Here is a 16,612-nt window from a genome sequence, read left to right as displayed (position 1 = left end):
CCCGCATCACCCCTCTTTTACGGGAGACAGCTATGAAAAGAAACCCGGCATGGCGCGAAAATGCGGACAACGGTTTCAGACCGTTTGAACATCTCCGAGACCTCCTGGACGGGCACTCCCTCAAAAAACACCCTGCCGAACCCTTCTCGACACCCCCTCCGCGCAGCACGGCGCCTCCTGCGGGGGAGGGGGAAAAGACGGAGCGGCAACTCTTCATGGATGCCATGGCGGACGTTAGGCCCATCAGCGGCGCGAACCGCCACACCCTGGCACGGAATAAGGCCGGGCAGCCTGCGAAAAGCGACACCGGCGAAACAGGCGTCATGGATCACCTGAGGCGGCTTGTGGCGTGCGGTCACGGTTTCGAGGTATGCCATACGCCGGAATACATGGAGGGAAGGGGATACAATGTCGGCCGGGAGGTGACGCGCCGGCTCTACAACGGAGATTTTTCCATCCAGGATCATATCGACCTGCATGGACTCAGCGCGGCGGACGCCCGGGAGGCTTTTTCAGCCTTCATGGCATCGGCCATCGCCGCCGGCAAGCGCGGGGTGCTGATCGTGCACGGCAGAGGGCTCTCCTCTCCCGCGGCGCCGGTCCTCAAGAGCCAGGTCCTGTCATGGCTGACCCGGAGCGCCATCAGAAAGTGGGTGCTGGCCTTCACCAGCGCAAGGAACTGTGACGGCGGGGCCGGTGCAACCTATGTCCTGCTCCGTCTTCGGCCGGTCACCAAACGGTTCAGAAAAGGCAGGCGGGAAAAGAGGAATGAAGGGCGTGCCCGGCATGCGGTCTGCTGAGGTTGATGGAACCGATTTGACGTCCGGATCGCCGATGGGGAGGCCGGGCAAGCGGATCTGGCGAAGACGCAGACCATGATGGGCGCCGTGGCGGGGTCGCTGGTTTCAGGAGCCCTCCTGGGGGTGAGCGCCGGGGTCTCCCCCGGTCCCCTCCTGACGCTCGTGATGAGTGAAACCCTCAAGCACGGCCCGCGGGAGGGCATCAAAATCGCCTTTTCGCCCCTGTTTACGGATATCCCGATTGTCGCCTTGGCGGTGCTGGGGATTTCGCGGCTGTCGGGGCACCTGCCGCTCATGGGCGTTGTCTCCCTGCTGGGCGGGTTGTTCAGCGTCTATCTCGGATACGGAAGCCTGATGTTCAAAGGCGCGGAGCCGACAGGCCCGGATCTCGAAAGCCCCAAATCCCTTCGGATGGGCGTCATCGCCAACCTGCTGAATCCCAGCCCTTACCTGTTCTGGGTTTCCATCGGCGCCCCGCTCATGGTGGACGCCTGGCGGTCTCATCCGGCCGCCGCGGTCGCTTTCATCTCCGCGTTTTATGCCCTCCTGGTGGGGTCCAAGGTATTCATCGCGCTCACCGTCGGAAAATCCAGGGCCCTCCTGAACCGCCGCTGCCACGTTCTCGTGGTTCGCGGCCTCGGTATCGCGCTGTTGATATTTGCCGCGCTTTTCCTGAAAAAGGCCTATTTTCTTCTGATGCCGCCATAACGAATGGCCGGCGGAATTTCCGGCATCCCCGCCCTTCACCGATATTCGGGAATTCCGCAAAGAAGTGAAAGCGCCTTGAACGAAACCCTCCATGCAGGGCCGTTGTCACCCCCGAATCCGGCTGTCTGCAAGAAAACATTATTTGCACCGGAAGCCCAAATATGGTAGAGATCAGGCGGTCAGGAAGCCATTTCCCAAATTGATTCAGACCCATAAAAAAAGGGAGCAGCACGATGCGCTGCTCCCCTGTGTTTCTGTGGTACGCCCGGCAGGATTCGAACCTGCGACCTACGGATTAGAAGTCCGTTGCTCTATCCAGCTGAGCTACGGGCGCTAAAAAAAGTGAGTTAGGCCTATAGCATACGACACTTCCTGTGTCCACAAAAAACCTTGCTGACCAGGATTAAACTTAACATTCTTTAATCCCTTGAAATATTCCCCATGAATGGTGTATAAGAACATTTCCCGCGAGAGCTTCAATCCAGTCTGCGGATGGCTGTATCGGCTGGCTGTAATGGATGATAAGGCGAATTATGACGAAATTGCAGAATGAAGATTTAGAGAGCAACGATATCCCCGAGGCGGCAACCGCCGAAAAAATAAAAAAAAAGGCGAGCTCCAAGCGCACCACCGACAAATCGCTCGTAAAATTCGATCCCCTGCAGCGCTACCTTTCGGAGGTAAGCCGATATAAGCTCCTGACACGGGACGAGGAGAGGGAGCTCGCCATCAAGGTTCGGGAGTACGGCGACCGGGACGCGGCATACAGCCTGGTGACGTCCAATCTCAGGCTTGTCGTCAAGATCGCGTTGGAATTCCAGAGGGTCTGGATGCAGAACCTGCTTGACCTCATCCAGGAAGGCAACATCGGTCTGATGCAGGCGGTCAAGAAATTCGACCCCTACAAAAATGTGAAGTTCTCCTATTATGCGTCCTTCTGGATCAAGGCCTACATCCTCAAGTTCATCATGGACAACTGGCGGCTGGTAAAAATCGGGACGACCCAGGGGCAGCGAAAGCTTTTTTTCAAGCTGAAAAAAGAAAAGCAGAAGCTCATCGACCAGGGATTCGATCCCAAACCCAAGCTCCTCTCCCAGCGCCTGGGCGTCTCCGAAAGGGAAATCATCGACATGGACCAGCGCCTGGACGGCTGGGATGTGTCCCTGGATGCGCCGCTCAAGGACGACTCGGACACCGAGCGCATCGACTTTTTGAGCACCGGTGCGGAATCGGCCGAAGACAAGGTCGCCAAAAAGGAGATGGACGTCCTCCTCCACAACAAGATCGATGAATTCAAACAGAAATTGACCCCGAGAGAGCTTGAAATATTCAATCTCAGGATTTTTTCGGACAGCCCGGTGACCCTCCAGGATATCGGAGACCGTTACCAGATTTCCAGGGAGCGCGTCCGACAGGTGGAAAAAAATGTCGTAAAAAAAATGCGTGAATTTTTCAAAAGGGAGATCGTCGACTTCGACGCATACAGGGAAGGGGACAGCATCCCCTGACGGATGCGCGGGCGGCTGTTCGTTTCCGGACATGATCCGGACGCAACCTTTGACATACCGTCATCCCTAAATCAACAACACAGCGTGAATCCCACGATTCCGCCATCAGAAACCCATTCATGAAAACTATTTATAAACCGCAGGTTGTTGCCGCACTCATCTGCCTATTGTGCCTCTCGGTCAGTTCCGGATGTCTGCCGAACAAGCCATCACCATCAAAATCGACGCCGTCAGCCACCGACGCACCCACCTTTGTGCCCGACACTTCGGAGGAATTTCTCAAACCCCTTGGCGCGAAACCGTATCAGAACGGCGATCGATATTTCTATTTCGTCGAATCTCAAATGATGCGCAAACGGGGAGATCTCGAAAACGCGATCTATTTTCTCGAAAAAGCCTTGGAGCTTGATCCCGGATCCGCCTATATCAAAAGGGAATTGGCCAATCTTTTTCTCAGGCAGCGAAAGACGGAGAAGGCCCTGGCCCTCGTTCAGGAAATGCTGAAAGAAAAGCCGGAAGATATCACGCTCATGATATTATACGGCAAGCTGCTCCAGGGGCTGAAACGGGACGTCGAGGCCGAGGACGTATACGAGAAAGTGCTGAAGGAAGATCCGTCCCAGAAGGAGATCTATCTGCGCTTGGGCGCCATTTACATGGAAAAAGGCGACGTCGAAAACGCCTTCCGGATTTATCAGAGTCTTGTCCGGGAACACCCGGATGCCTATGCCGGCCATTTTTTCATGGGAAAAATCTATTATGACCAGGGGTACCTCAATAAGGCTGAGGAAAAATTCAAGCTCACGCTGACGCTGGAACCCGATCTAGAGGAGCCCCGGTTCGAGTTGATCAATATCTACCAGCTTCAGGGAAAAAACCGGCAGGCGATAGCGATCTACCAGGAATTGCTTGAGAAGGAGCCGGACAACATCCGGGCGATGATCGGGCTTGGATATTATTATCACAGCATCGGAAACCAGAATCGCTCCGACGAAATTCTATCCCGACTGGGAAAGGAGAGTGCGGAGCAGCCGGAGATCATCAGAACCGTCATTCAATTTTACGTCGAACAGAAAAGGTACGGTGAGACCTCCGTCATCACCGAAGGCATGCTGAGAGGCATGCCGTCCAACTCGGACATCCACTATATCGCGGGTGTCGCCTACGACGGCCTGAAAAACGAAAGAAAAATGCTGAAGCACCTCAAACAGGTAGGGCCGGAGTCGGTTTTCTATCCGAATGCCGTGGTCAGCATCGCCTTCTTCCACCAGGAGAAAGGGGAGTCCGAGACCGCCATTGAATACCTGAAAGACGTGAATCGGAGGGCTCCGGGAAATGCGGATTTCATTCTCTACCTCGCCACGGTTTATGAAGAGGCGAAACAGTATGGCCTGGCCGAAAAAACCCTCGTGGACGGCATCAAACTCGCACCCGACGCCCCCAAGCTTTATTTCCGCCTCGGGGTGGTCTACGATAAACTGGAGCGGAAGGATGAGTCCATTGAGATGATGAAAAAGGTCATTACTCTGGATCCGCAGAATGCCGACGCCCTGAATTATCTGGGGTACACCTATGCCGATATGGGCAAAAATCTTGAAATCGCGGAAGAACTGATCCGCGAGGCATTGAAATACAAACCGGATGACGGATATATCCTCGACAGTCTGGGATGGGTGTATTTTCAGAGGGAAGAATATGAAGAGGCGCTGAGATATCTGATCCAGGCGGCTGACATGGTCCCGGATGATCCGGTCATCCTGGAGCATGTGGGCGATGCCTATTTCAAGCTCAATGATTTCAATAATGCCTTGAAATATTATCAGATGTCATTAAATCAAAGGGAACGGACCGACCGGGTGGAGATCCAAAACAAGATTCGGGATGCGATGGAAAGTAGAGATGCCCGCCAATGAACCATGATATGAAACACCGAATATCCATTCTGCTGGCTTCGGCGCTGATGCTGCTTTCCGGCTGCGCCGTCCAGAGAGATACCCTGCCGGCGCCTGAAATGGCGGCCGACACCCGGGCGTTGATGGACTGCCTGACCCTTCGAAATGCGGAACTCGAAACCTTCAAGGGCATGGGGACGGTCCGCTTCAACCCCAAAACCCGGAACCGGCGAACCGCTCGTGTGGCCTGGATCGGAAAGGCGCCCGATAAACTCCGGCTGTCCATCCTCAACATCGGGGGGATGCCGACGACGACCATGGCCGCCGACGGAGATTATTTCTTCATGGCCTCCCACGCGCCGAAAAATTTTTATAAAACCCGATCCCAGAACCCGAGCCTCAAAAAACTGATCGGAATGGAGCTGAAAGCCCGCGAGGTCATTCAAATCCTCAGGGGGCAGGTCCCGCTCCGGGAGTTTGATCAGGCCCGCGCCGCAACCGACCCGCGGACCGGCGCCAGAACACTGATCCTCTCCAGCCGGCGCGGCAGGGTTTTGGAAAAAGTCTATTTTGAATCGGACAACGAAACCCCTGCCGTGGTGGAGATGTTCGATCCATCCGGGAGGATAGGGTATACCTTGAAATTCTCGAATGTCCGCGACGTGGGCGGCTTCAGCGTGCCGTTTCGCATCGATATCACGGGCGGAGAAGACCGTCTGCTGCTGAAAATCGAAAGATACTGGGCCCGGGCAGAGGCGCCGCCGTCCACCTTCATGCTTGTCGAATCGGAAATGTGATCCGCCATACCCGCTTCATCGTTGATCCAAGCCTCGGAAAACTGTGCAAGTGGCTCCGAATTCTCGGGTTCGACGCGCTTCAGGTGCGGGAGGCTTCCAGCCTGAAGGGGCTCATTCCCACAGAGGAGCGGCAGTTCCTGCTCACGCGCATCACGGCAGTGAAAGGCATTCCAAACGGGGACCGGACGATTTTCATTCACGCAAACGATCCTGTTGGACAATTGAGACAGGTCATCCGTCAGATCGGTATTTCAATCACCGATATTCGCCCATTTTCAAGATGCATCCGCTGCAACCATGCCACCTCCGCCCGGAACAAGGCATCGGCCCTCAACCGTGTTCCGGACCATGTCTGGCAGACCGCGGAAAGGGTCGACCAGTGCCCCGAGTGCGGCCGGTTTTACTGGCGCGGCAGCCACAGCCGGCGGATCACCGATCGGATACGACAATTGTTTGAATATCAGGACGGTTCGTGAAGACATGGTTTGGAATGGTTTGGACATGAAAGACCTGAAAGGGCTGCAAACGGCATTCGACCTGCGGGAGGCCCGCATGCTCTCCCCCCGGGCGGCCCTCAGCAGGGACGGGTTGCGAAAACGGCATGAAGACACGATCGTGGCAGGGTATCGGCAGGCGTATTCCCTGGATGTGGACCGGGTCCTCCATTCCCTGGCCTACACGCGGTACATCGACAAGACCCAGGTGTTCTATCTGGTGGAAAATGACCATATCACGCACCGCGTGCTTCATGTTCAGCTCGTATCGAAAATCAGCAGAACCATCGGCCGGTTCTTAGGGTTGAATGAGGACCTGATCGAGGCGATCGCGCTGGGGCACGATATCGGCCATGTGCCTTTCGGACACGAGGGCGAGCAGTTCCTGTCGGCGCTCTGTCAGCGCTATGGAATCGGCCATTTCTGCCATAATGTTCAAAGCGTTCAGTTTCTGGACAGGGTGGAACGAAAGGGAAGGGGATGGAATCTCTGCCTTCAGACACTCGACGGCATCCTGTGCCATGACGGAGAAATACACGACCAAAGGATCACGCCGGACAGGAACAAGACCTTCGACACCCTGAACATGGCCATGACTGCGAAAACAGACGATCCCGGAGTCTCCCTCACACCGATGACCCTGGAAGGATGCGTCGTACGGTTCTCGGATACCATCGGCTATATCGGCCGGGATATCGAGGATGCCATTCGCCTGGGCCTGATCCGCCGCGCCGATCTGCCGGAAAAGAGCGCGGCGGTGCTGGGCAATACCAACGGGCAGATCGTCTACACCCTGGTCACGGATATCATCGAATCGAGCATCGGCAAACCCTCCATCGCCTTCAGCGACGAGGTCTCCGATGCGCTCAAGGCGTTGAAGGCGTTCAACTATGAGCACATTTATCTGAATCCGCTCATCAAACAGCACTCGAAAACCCTGGAAAGGCTTTTCGGCATCCTCTTTGACCGCTGCGTGGAAGACCTTCGGAAGGGCGATGAACATGCAGGGATCCATACCCATTTTTTTTCTGAGATGTCGGATGATTATAAAGCTGCTCACACCCGCGAAGAGATGGCCCGGGACTTCATCGCCGGCATGACGGACTCTTATTTTCTCAAGCAATGCCCTGAAAGCCTGAGGCCGAAGCCCTTCAAACTGCCATTTTCATAGGCCAGGAGCATGGATGATGCACGAGCCCCGCGTCTACCGAGATGCCATCGCCCCCCGGCGCTTCTTTTTCAAGGTCAGGGTCAAAGAGACGGACCTTTTCATCCATGCCGGGCATCATCTCGAGGCCCTCGCCCTCGACCTGACACTGAAATACCGCTCCTACATCGAGGCATACATCCGGCATCACCCCGGTTTTTCGGATTCGCTGATCCCGGTTCAGGAGGATCGGCACGCTCCGGCCATCGTCCGGGATATGATCGAAGCCGGCCGGAAAGCGCGCGTCGGGCCGATGGCGGCGGTGGCGGGCGCCGTTGCGGAATATGTCGGCCGTGAACTGCTGACCCGTTCCCCCGACGTGATCGTGGAGAACGGGGGGGATATTTTCATCCGGACGGACGACCCGGCCACCATCGCCGTTTTTGCCGGAAATTCGCCGCTCAGCATGAAGGTCGGCCTGAAAATCAACGGGTCCGGGCATGGGGTGGGGGTGTGCACCTCCTCGGGAACCATCGGCCACTCCCTCAGTTTCGGTTCCGCCGATGCCGTTTGTGTGGTATCCTCATCCTGTGCGCTGGCCGATGCGTCGGCCACGGCCGTCGGAAATGTCGTCCGATCAGCCGCGGATATCAAGCGCGCCCTGGCCTTCGGAAAGAAAATTTCCGGGATCGAGGGCATTCTGATCATCCGTGGCGATAGATTGGGGGCCTGGGGCAGCCTGGAGATTGTGCCCATGGGCAGACAGCCGTCAGAATGAACAGCCGCCGCCGGTAATGCCGCCGCCGCGGAGGACCCGAAACATTTTCACAACGGCAGGGACGGCAGGCCGTCTCTGACCCGGCAGTTCGAATCCATGCAGACAAAACCGACACCGATGATCGAGCAATACCTGGCCATCAAGGCCGAGTATCCAGACGCCCTCCTGTTTTACCGCATGGGGGACTTTTATGAGATGTTCTTCGAGGATGCGGAGAAGGCCTCAAAAATCCTGGAGATCACGCTGACATCCAGAAACAAGAACCAGGCGGCGCCGGTGCCCATGTGCGGGGTGCCCTGGCGGGCGGTTCAGGGCTATATCGCCCGCATCATCGAACGCGGCCTGAAGGTGGCCATCTGCGATCAGGTGGAGGATCCGGCCCAGGCCAAGGGCCTGGTCAAGCGGGAGGTGGTCAGGGTCATCACCCCGGGGATGATCGTCGAGAACGAATTCCTGGATGCAAAATCCGACAACTTTCTGCTCGCGGTCGCACGGCACAGCCAGGTGGTCGGCCTGGCCTATCTGGACATTTCAACGGGAACGTTTCGGATCACGCAGTCCGACGAAGCCGACGCCGTCAAAGACGAGATCGCCAGGGTATCGCCCCGGGAGATTCTCTTTCCCGAATCTTTTCGAAATGATCCTTTCCCCGGCGCCCTGATTCCGTCAGAACCCCGAAGATCCGTCAGCTTTCTCGACGACCGGTTTTTCAGCCATGCTTTCGGCAAATCCCTTCTGACCGAACAGTTTGGCACCCTCTCCCTGGAAGGCTTCGGATGCGAGCACCTGGAGGCCGGGGTGGGCGCCGCGGGCGCGGTTCTCCATTACGTGATCGAGACCCAGAAGCAGAAGATTGCCCACTTCAAGGGAATCGAAACCTATCTTCTGAGCGATTACATGGCGATCGACGATCAAAGCCGGCGCAACCTGGAACTTCTGGGGAATCTGAGATCCGGAAAGCGGCGCGGCACGCTCATCAGCGTCCTGGATCAGACCGTGACGGCAATGGGCGGCCGCCTCCTGCTGAACTGGATTCGATATCCCCTCCTGAATCCCGACGCGATACGGGGACGCCTGGACGCTGTTGAAGAGGCATGCCTGAACCGGACGGCTTCCGAAAAGATCCGCGAAACCCTCAAGGATGTCTCCGACCTGGACCGGCTCGGAGGCCGGCTCTCCATGGGGCTTGCAGGCCCGCGGGACATGGTCGCCCTGAAACGGAGCCTGATGAAGATTCCGGAAATCCTGGAGTCAGCGGTGCGGCTCAGGGCGCCCCTGTTCGCATGGGAAGGCGAAACAGCCCCGCTCGCGGCTATTGCGGACCTGATCGAAAATGCCATCCGGGAGGATGCGCCGAACACCCTGACCGAAGGCGGCATCATCAAAAGCGGCTTCAACAGCGACCTGGATGAGTTGATTAAAATCAGCAAAGATGGTAAAGGATGGCTGGTTCGCCTGGAGGCCAGTGAAAAGGAAAAAACAGGGATAACCTCCCTGAAGGTGCGCTACAATAAGGTTTTCGGGTATTATCTTGAGGTGCCCAAAACCCATGCCGAAAAAGTCCCCGGCCATTTCATCCGCAAACAGACCCTGGTCAACGCGGAGCGCTATGTCACCGAAGAGTTGAAGACGTTCGAAGCGACGGTGCTGAACGCGGAGGAAAAGCGGGCCAGGCTGGAATATGACATCTTTGCGGACGTTCGAATGGAAATCAACAACCGGCGCCGGTACATTCAAGATGCCGCGGACGTTGTCGCCAGGCTCGACTGCCTGCTGGGTCTTGCCCATGTCGCCGTAAGGAGCGATTATCACCGGCCGGAAATCAACACCGACGGCATTCTTTCGATTGAAGACGGGCGGCACCCCGTGGTTGAAAAAATGATCACCGGTGAACGATTCGTTCCCAATTCCATCCGGCTGGACAACCAGGAAAACCAGATCCTGATCATCACCGGCCCGAACATGGCCGGAAAATCGACGGTCCTGAGGCAGGTCGCCCTGCTTACGATCATGGCCCAGATCGGTGCATTCGTCCCGGCGGCCCGCGCCAGTATCCCCGTCACCGACAGAATCTATACGCGGGTCGGGGCACTGGACAACCTTTCCCAGGGACAGAGCACCTTCATGGTGGAAATGCAGGAGACGGCCAACATTTTGAACAACGCCACCCCCATGAGTCTCGTGATTCTGGATGAGATCGGCAGAGGAACGAGCACCTTCGACGGGCTGAGCATCGCCTGGGCCGTGGCGGAGTTCCTCCATGACCTGAAAGGCCGGGGGGTGAAAACCCTGTTTGCCACGCACTACCATGAACTGACGGAACTCGAACAAACGAAATCCAGGGTCAAGAACTACTCCATCGCCGTCAAGGAGATCCAGGACCGGATCATTTTTCTTCGCAAACTCGTCGAGGGGGGCACCAACCGCAGCTATGGCATTCAGGTCGCGCGGCTGGCCGGAATTCCCGGGGAGGTCATCGACCGCGCCGCGTCGATCCTGCGCAGGATCGAAACCGAGGGCCGGATCCTCAAAAAGGGAGAGGGCGCATCGAATCCAAGAAAACCGGCCGACGCAAAGCCCCTTCAACTGGGCCTTTTCAGCGCGGGGGAACAAGTCCTTGTGGCGGCGCTTCAGTCACTTGACATTTCACGGATGACACCCCTTGACGCCATGATCTTTCTGAGCGAGCTTCAAGAAAAAACCCGATTTCACTGAAATCAGATCGGATCCACACCCTGTCGATGACGAGAATGGAAACATCATCTGGAACATGACATGAGGACTCATAACAATGCCGCGGCTTTTCTGCTGATCTCCGCCATCCTCGCGATACTGTCTGTATCGCGCATTTCATGGGCGGATACGGATAAAGCGGCGTATTACGGCGCTCAAGATTATTATGAAAAATTTCTGAAGAGCCCGGAAAAACAGAAATACAGAGAAAACTGGGTGGCATGCATTCTGCGGTTCCAGGCGGCCTACCGCAGCAATCCAACCGGCGACTATGCCGCGGCAAATCTTTATATGGCCGGCAAAATCTATCAGGACCTCTACACCCTTTCGCGGAAATCATCGGATCGCAAAGAGTCCGCGGACATCTTCAACCGGCTGATCAACAGGCACCCCAAGAGCAAATATCGGGCGAGGGCCCAGGCGGCGTTGGCGGAATTCGATTCAGCGACCGCATCCCCCCGGAGCAGGGGAGCGGACCCGCCGGGGGAATCCGGCGCCCGGAACCAAAAGCAGGATGCAACCGCCCCGCCCGGGGATTCAGGGCAGGCAATGCCGGGGTACGCTGCCGACGAAAAAACGAAGACTGCCCGGAACAGCCGCAGGCTTCAGGGGAATGGGGGCTCCGGCGGGGAATCCAGCTTTGTGAAAGAGCGCGACAGGTTCTTTAAACAGGCCAAGACCGCATACAAATCCACGCCTCAGGCTCCGAAAGCCCCTGAACAAGGGGAAGACCCGATCTCCCGGCTGATCGTTATCGAGGAGACCTGCGATCCCGCCGCATTTTCGAAAGCGGAACGGACATCCAAACCGCCCCGGGACGGGTCACCAACAAAGATCACCGGGCTCCGGTTCTGGTCCAATCCCAACTATACCCGGATCGTCATCGACGGCAGCAAGGAAACCGTTTTTACCCACAAGCTCCTGGACCCGGACCTGCCGACCAGCAGACCCCAGCGGTTATACATTGATTTCAAAAAAAGCCGTCTCGGACGAGGTTTCGAGAAGGTCATCCCCATTGACGACGACCTGCTGCAGAGCGCCAGGGCCGGACAATGCACGCCCGACGACGTCCGTGTTGTCGTCGACATCAAATCCTTCAAAACCTATAAAATTTTCTCCCTGAAAAACCCCTTTCGGACCATCATCGACGTATGGGGGAAAGAGCAGGAAGATCAGGCTCCGGCCGTGGCCCATGCCGCAAAAAAGCGGGCGGCCCCGCATCCGCAGCCCCATAAAAAGCCTTCCGTGACGCCCAAATCGTATGATACCGGCAAGGCCGTCCGAGGCAAACAAAAGGTCACCCCCCATGATCTGGCCAAGCAGTTCGCATTGGGGGTGCGCCGAATCGTGATTGATGCGGGGCACGGCGGGCATGACGGCGGAGCGCCTGGATACCTCCGCGGCGTGAGGGAAAAAGACGTGGTTTTGGGCATCGCAAGGCGCCTTTCGAAGAAAATCCGCAGGGAGCTGGGATGCGAGGTCATCATGACCCGGGATTCGGATCGGTTTCTGACCCTAGAGGAGCGCACCGCCATCGCCAACACGAAGAATGCGGACCTTTTTATTTCCATTCATTGTAACGCGAGCAAAAACAATGGGTTATATGGTATCGAAACCTATTATCTCAACCTGGCGACGGACAACGACGCCATTCTGGTGGCTGCCCGGGAAAACGCCACCTCCCGGAAGTCCATCAGCGACCTCCAGAGCATCCTCAACGACCTGATGCAGAATTCAAAAATAAACGAATCAAGCCGACTGGCCGGCTCCGTTCAGAATTCCCTCTACCGGCACATGAAAAGAAAGTACAGCCATATCAGCAACAAAGGGGTTAAACAGGCGCCGTTCTATGTTCTCCTCGGGGCTCAGATGCCCTCGATCCTGGTTGAAACCTCCTTCATCAGCAATAAAAGAGAGTGCGAACGCCTCACGAGCGCCGATTACCAGGAGGATCTGTGCCAGGCCATCGTCAAAGGCATCCGGGGGTATATGGAGGAAACAAACCCGACGGCCTTTTTGAGTGCCCAGCCCGGAAACGCGGGTTAGCGGCCCCGTTCCGGCAGGGAGATCCTCCGGCGCTCGGGATCTTCATGCCGGCGATAAAACACGCCGATATGGCCTATCATTCCGACGAGCGCGGATCCGGTCTGCCGCTCGATCTCACTGGAGAGGGTTGCCTTCTGCGATTTCTCCTTGAAATCGATAAATTTGATCTTGATGAGTTCATGGACGTTCAATGCCTCATTCGCAGCGCGGATGACGGCATCGGTTAGGCCCTGGTGCCCCACATAAACGACTGGCTTTGCCCCGTGCGCCAGGCCTCTCAAATATTTTTTCTGAAATCCTGCAAGCTGCATCAAACGGTTCTCCATACGATCACAATCCTCCGTAGCCTCGCTAAAAGCGACCATGTATTCTATTTATTCCCCAGGATCGGGCTTCTTTCCACCATTTCCTTGAGGTCGTCCCAGTTGAAATGAAGGTATCTTCGGGTGGTGTTCAAATTTTCATGGCCCAAGAGGTATTGAATCATGATCAAATTCTCCCCCAGTTGGGCTTTCAAGCTGGCACCGGAATGCCGCAGCAGGTGGGGTCCGTGCTTTCTTTTGATGATTCCCGCATGTTCAAGGGCGTTGCTGACGATATAATGCACCTGTCGAGGTTTCAGCGGTTTTCCATGACTGGATAGAAAAACCCAGTCCGTTTCACTCCCTTTATACTCAACCCGAACATCATACCATCTTAGAAACTTTTTCACCAAATCTTCATTTAATGGTATTTTATCGACCTTATTGCGTTTTCGCGTGATCCATAACTCTTTTGCATCTAAGCGAACATCAGATAGCTTTAACTGAATAGATTCAGATACACGAAGGCAAATGTCTGTAAATAGACTTATTAATAATAAATTTCGATCGACAGTTTTTTTTCCGGTTTTTTGAGCAGTAACCTGATAAACCCTCTCAAGTTCACTATAACTGAGATAATCAAAGGCTGGAGGATATATTTTGGGCTTAGCAATTAAAGATGCAATATTTTCAACAATAAGGCCTTGATCCACCAAATAATCCATGAAACCGGTTAATACATATATAATGCTCAATTTTGAGGAATTTGAGATTTTAAGGGATTTTAAATAGGATATTATTAAATTTTTATGTATATTTGATGGTTTGCATATCTTATTCTCTTTACAAAATTTTTCAAACCTGTTTAGCTCATATCTCCTGTTTATCACCGATGTTTTACTTAAAGAGCCAATACCTATTTTTTCATCCAAATAGCCATTTATAGCTTCATGCACCGTATGATCTTTTTCAGGTTGAAAGGAGTTTTTCATGGCCATATCTGTCGTTATTTTAAATTTAAAGCAATTTATGATACAAAATCTATATTTATACATGCTTTATATTCTATTATTGCACAATAGTCAATCCCTCCAGGCGGCGTTATTTTTTCCGATGCCATAGGAAGACCTGCCCCGGAATCGTGTCAAGTGGGTTCAAAAATATCACAATATTTACATATTGTGCAATATTTTGTCTGCCGGAGCCTTCGTTTTCTGCAATTTATGTTATTTATCTCATTATATTCGTTCGATTCATGTTTAGTAGATTAATCTTGCTATAATTTTGAAATAATTTACAGCACAAACCGTATCCAAAAACGGGGGTAATATTTTTTTCCACCTTAAATCAAAACCAACGCATCATTAATTGAATATGGGCTATTAATATGATATCGGTTGCCATGGCTTTCCATATATAATTTCAAATGGAGATTTGCAATGGCACGAACCAAATACCATATTACACCAGAATCTGGAAGATTGTCCGTTACGCTCAATAAGCGACAACTCAAAGAATTCAAGAAAATGTCCATAGAATTTGAATTATCCATCGAAGATATGCTTCAAGTCGCCATTGAAAGCTTTATAAAGAGATATAATGATATGTCCATGGATGATATGGAAAAAAATGGCATTAAGTCTATTTTGGAAGACTAAAATAGCTTAGACATGAATCTTTTATATTTATTCCATTGAATGAATATTATACACATATGAAAATATTGAGCGTATCAGACTATATTGAGCCTGTTCTTTATAATAAATTCAATCCAGAACTATTTAAGGATATCGATCTTATTTTGTCGTGTGGCGATCTTCAACCGGAGTACCTTTCTTTTTTATCGTCACGGATCGATTCGCCCTTATATTACGTCAGGGGAAACCATGATATCAGATATGCCGAATCTCCCCCTCTAAACTGCAATAACATTGATTCTCAGCTGATTCGATTCAATAACCTGCGCATACTCGGATTGGAGGGCTCCAGGTGGTATAACGGCAATCCAATTCAATATACCGATACCCAGATGAAAAAAAAAATATTCAGGATATGGCCCAAATTATGGTGGTGGCGCGGTGTGGATATCATCATCACCCATGCTCCGCCGCGTTACATTGGTGATGCCGAAGATCTCTGTCACAGGGGTTTCAGGAGCTTCCATCACCTGATTGATCGTTTTTCGCCCAGATATTTTATCCACGGCCATATTCATGCTCATTTCAATGATCCCTCAGAACGAATCCGAATCGTGAAAAATACCCGGGTTATCAACACCGTCGGCTACTTTTTATTGGAGATCAATGAAAAATAAAATATTTGACAGCCTTCTCACGGTTTTAAAGAATCGGCGCCAGAAAAATGAACTGAAAAGCTTCAGGGAAGATCAGGAAAATGAAGAGGCCTTCGACACCCGGGATCTGGGGTTAAGGGAAGTCGAAGTGGACAAGATCGTCGGAAGCGTGGGACGGTATCAGGATTTCGATAATCGGTTTCGGCTGAAAACCGGACTCCCCTCCGAGCGGCTGATGAAAGTCAAACAGGCGGTCCGTGACGGCAAGCCGCTGCCGCCGATTACCCTTTACCAGATCAAGGACGAATACTATATCGTTGACGGCAACCACCGCGTTTCCGTTGCAAAGGAACGGGGATGGAAGACCATCCACGCCCATATCCTTGAATTCCTCCCTTCCCGGAAAACCATTGAGAACATTCTCTACCGGGAAAAAGTCGATTTCATGGAAAAAACAGGGATCACATCCCCGATTGAACTGACGGAGGTCGGCCAGTATGCCTATCTGCTGGAGCAGATCGGCGAACATCAGGCGTCCCTCACGGCGATCCATGAAAATCCGGTTTCGTTTCAAGACGCCGCGAAAGACTGGCATAAGACCGTTTTTCTGCCGTTTGTCTCGATTATCGAAAAAAGTCATCTGCCCGCGGCATTTCAGAACCGGACGATAGCCGACCTGTATGCCTATATCTCCCTTCATCAATGGAAAAAAGGGAGAGATCGGCGCTACGGCATCGGCCTGGATCAGATCATTCCGAAAAACATGGAGGAGTTTCGGGCGAAAATGGCCAACCAGCAAGGGTTTGAATTTCCGGAAATGAAGCACCTCATGACGGCGTTCGTATTGATTTCGGTCAAGGCCGGAGAGGAATACAAAATCATGGAGAAGATCTTTGCCCTCGAGGAGGTGACGGAAATCTACGATGTTCCGGGCGAGTTTGATCTCATCGTAAAAATCGTCATGGAACGGGACTGGCTCAGCTCCGACTCGGAAGTGATCGGCTACTTTGTCTACAAACACATCCGGAAGGTTCCGGGGGTTCGGAAAACCCAGACGCTGATTCCGACCTTCTCAAAACACAAACAGGGCTGAGGGGATCGCAAACCGGACAGT

At 53.6% G+C, this 16,612-nt stretch carries 15 protein-coding genes and 1 tRNA gene; 13 read left to right on the top strand and 3 right to left on the bottom strand.

Annotation, left to right across the window (positions count from 1 at the left end):
- The first annotated feature begins 32 nt into the window (after positions 1-32).
- Together ACEW8N_RS17375 and ACEW8N_RS17370 are read left to right on the top strand one after the other, a co-directional pair.
- Positions 33-800: a Smr/MutS family protein gene (locus ACEW8N_RS17375; RefSeq protein ID WP_373501118.1), complete on the top strand. Its 768-nt coding sequence runs from the start codon at positions 33-35 to the stop codon at positions 798-800.
- Positions 801-875: 75 nt separating this feature from the next.
- Complete coding sequence (locus ACEW8N_RS17370) at positions 876-1,508, top strand: LysE family translocator (protein WP_373501117.1); 633 nt, start codon at positions 876-878, stop codon at positions 1,506-1,508.
- Positions 1,509-1,765: 257 nt separating this feature from the next.
- Here ACEW8N_RS17370 and ACEW8N_RS17365 read toward each other — a convergent pair.
- Positions 1,766-1,842, bottom strand: a tRNA-Arg gene (locus ACEW8N_RS17365).
- Between the two features lie 199 nt (positions 1,843-2,041).
- Here ACEW8N_RS17365 and ACEW8N_RS17360 point away from each other — a divergent pair.
- The 8 genes from ACEW8N_RS17360 (at position 2,042) to ACEW8N_RS17325 (ending at position 12,903) form a co-directional block, all read left to right on the top strand.
- Positions 2,042-3,016 (top strand): RNA polymerase sigma factor RpoD/SigA, encoded by a 975-nt coding sequence (locus tag ACEW8N_RS17360; RefSeq protein WP_373501116.1) that lies wholly within the window; start codon positions 2,042-2,044, stop codon positions 3,014-3,016.
- 119 nt (positions 3,017-3,135) lie between these two features.
- Positions 3,136-4,929: a tetratricopeptide repeat protein gene (locus ACEW8N_RS17355; RefSeq protein WP_373501115.1), complete on the top strand. Its 1,794-nt coding sequence runs from the start codon at positions 3,136-3,138 to the stop codon at positions 4,927-4,929.
- Between the two features lie 8 nt (positions 4,930-4,937).
- The gene (locus ACEW8N_RS17350; RefSeq protein ID WP_373501114.1) at positions 4,938-5,705 is read left to right on the top strand and encodes a DUF4292 domain-containing protein; all 768 of its coding nucleotides are present in this window, start codon (positions 4,938-4,940) and stop codon (positions 5,703-5,705) included.
- On the top strand, positions 5,702-6,181 hold the full coding sequence (locus ACEW8N_RS17345; protein WP_373501113.1) for a Mut7-C RNAse domain-containing protein: 480 nt from the start codon (positions 5,702-5,704) through the stop codon (positions 6,179-6,181). Before ACEW8N_RS17350 ends, ACEW8N_RS17345 begins: the two co-directional genes overlap by 4 nt.
- 25 nt (positions 6,182-6,206) lie before the next feature.
- The gene (locus ACEW8N_RS17340; RefSeq protein WP_373501112.1) at positions 6,207-7,370 is read left to right on the top strand and encodes a deoxyguanosinetriphosphate triphosphohydrolase family protein; all 1,164 of its coding nucleotides are present in this window, start codon (positions 6,207-6,209) and stop codon (positions 7,368-7,370) included.
- Between the two features lie 13 nt (positions 7,371-7,383).
- Positions 7,384-8,124, top strand: coding sequence for a UPF0280 family protein (locus ACEW8N_RS17335; protein WP_373501111.1), 741 nt, complete (start codon positions 7,384-7,386; stop codon positions 8,122-8,124).
- 96 nt (positions 8,125-8,220) lie between these two features.
- Complete coding sequence (gene mutS / locus ACEW8N_RS17330; protein WP_373501110.1) at positions 8,221-10,839, top strand: DNA mismatch repair protein MutS; 2,619 nt, start codon at positions 8,221-8,223, stop codon at positions 10,837-10,839.
- A gap of 60 nt (positions 10,840-10,899) precedes the next feature.
- Positions 10,900-12,903, top strand: a complete 2,004-nt coding sequence (locus ACEW8N_RS17325) for an N-acetylmuramoyl-L-alanine amidase (RefSeq protein ID WP_373501109.1) — start codon at positions 10,900-10,902, stop codon at positions 12,901-12,903.
- On the opposite strand, the gene ACEW8N_RS17320 is transcribed toward ACEW8N_RS17325, so the two are convergent.
- The gene (locus ACEW8N_RS17320; RefSeq protein WP_373501108.1) at positions 12,900-13,229 is read right to left on the bottom strand and encodes a YhbY family RNA-binding protein; all 330 of its coding nucleotides are present in this window, start codon (positions 13,227-13,229) and stop codon (positions 12,900-12,902) included. The two genes, ACEW8N_RS17325 and ACEW8N_RS17320, sit on opposite strands and share 4 nt — an antisense overlap.
- A gap of 44 nt (positions 13,230-13,273) precedes the next feature.
- Positions 13,274-14,197: a tyrosine-type recombinase/integrase gene (locus ACEW8N_RS17315; RefSeq protein WP_373501107.1), complete on the bottom strand. Its 924-nt coding sequence runs from the start codon at positions 14,195-14,197 to the stop codon at positions 13,274-13,276.
- A 447-nt stretch (positions 14,198-14,644) separates the two neighbouring features.
- On the opposite strand from ACEW8N_RS17315, the gene ACEW8N_RS17310 reads away from it, so the two are divergent.
- The 3 genes from ACEW8N_RS17310 to ACEW8N_RS17300 are packed head-to-tail and all read left to right on the top strand — an operon-like array spanning position 14,645 to position 16,591.
- Complete coding sequence (locus tag ACEW8N_RS17310) at positions 14,645-14,863, top strand: hypothetical protein (RefSeq protein ID WP_373501106.1); 219 nt, start codon at positions 14,645-14,647, stop codon at positions 14,861-14,863.
- A 56-nt stretch (positions 14,864-14,919) separates the two neighbouring features.
- Positions 14,920-15,519, top strand: a complete 600-nt coding sequence (locus ACEW8N_RS17305) for a metallophosphoesterase (protein WP_373501105.1) — start codon at positions 14,920-14,922, stop codon at positions 15,517-15,519.
- A complete protein-coding gene (locus ACEW8N_RS17300; RefSeq protein WP_373501104.1) occupies positions 15,509-16,591 on the top strand; it encodes an Lrp/AsnC ligand binding domain-containing protein in 1,083 nt (360 codons plus the stop codon). The genes ACEW8N_RS17305 and ACEW8N_RS17300 overlap by 11 nt, the downstream gene beginning before the upstream one ends.
- Positions 16,592-16,612: the final 21 nt, after the last annotated feature.

The organism is Desulfococcus sp., from assembly GCF_041737845.1.
Taxonomy (GTDB): Bacteria; Desulfobacterota; Desulfobacteria; order Desulfobacterales; family Desulfococcaceae; genus Desulfococcus.
Note: the sequence above shows the minus strand (reverse complement) of the source record. Positions and strands in the feature narration are given on the sequence as shown.

Excerpts from the sequence above, each read along its gene's own strand:
- ACEW8N_RS17335 (WP_373501111.1), top strand. The coding sequence starts at position 7,384 with ATGATGCACGAGCCCCGCGTCTACCGAGATGCCATCGCCCCCCGGCGC.
- ACEW8N_RS17300 (WP_373501104.1), top strand. The coding sequence starts at position 15,509 with ATGAAAAATAAAATATTTGACAGCCTTCTCACGGTTTTAAAGAATCGG.
- ACEW8N_RS17315 (WP_373501107.1), bottom strand. The coding sequence starts at position 14,197 with ATGAAAAACTCCTTTCAACCTGAAAAAGATCATACGGTGCATGAAGCT.
- ACEW8N_RS17320 (WP_373501108.1), bottom strand. The coding sequence starts at position 13,229 with ATGGAGAACCGTTTGATGCAGCTTGCAGGATTTCAGAAAAAATATTTG.
- ACEW8N_RS17355 (WP_373501115.1), top strand. The coding sequence starts at position 3,136 with ATGAAAACTATTTATAAACCGCAGGTTGTTGCCGCACTCATCTGCCTA.
- ACEW8N_RS17310 (WP_373501106.1), top strand. The coding sequence starts at position 14,645 with ATGGCACGAACCAAATACCATATTACACCAGAATCTGGAAGATTGTCC.
- mutS (WP_373501110.1), top strand. The coding sequence starts at position 8,221 with ATGCAGACAAAACCGACACCGATGATCGAGCAATACCTGGCCATCAAG.
- ACEW8N_RS17350 (WP_373501114.1), top strand. The coding sequence starts at position 4,938 with ATGAAACACCGAATATCCATTCTGCTGGCTTCGGCGCTGATGCTGCTT.
- ACEW8N_RS17360 (WP_373501116.1), top strand. The coding sequence starts at position 2,042 with ATGACGAAATTGCAGAATGAAGATTTAGAGAGCAACGATATCCCCGAG.
- ACEW8N_RS17375 (WP_373501118.1), top strand. The coding sequence starts at position 33 with ATGAAAAGAAACCCGGCATGGCGCGAAAATGCGGACAACGGTTTCAGA.
- ACEW8N_RS17325 (WP_373501109.1), top strand. The coding sequence starts at position 10,900 with ATGAGGACTCATAACAATGCCGCGGCTTTTCTGCTGATCTCCGCCATC.
- ACEW8N_RS17370 (WP_373501117.1), top strand. The coding sequence starts at position 876 with ATGATGGGCGCCGTGGCGGGGTCGCTGGTTTCAGGAGCCCTCCTGGGG.
- ACEW8N_RS17340 (WP_373501112.1), top strand. The coding sequence starts at position 6,207 with ATGAAAGACCTGAAAGGGCTGCAAACGGCATTCGACCTGCGGGAGGCC.
- ACEW8N_RS17305 (WP_373501105.1), top strand. The coding sequence starts at position 14,920 with ATGAAAATATTGAGCGTATCAGACTATATTGAGCCTGTTCTTTATAAT.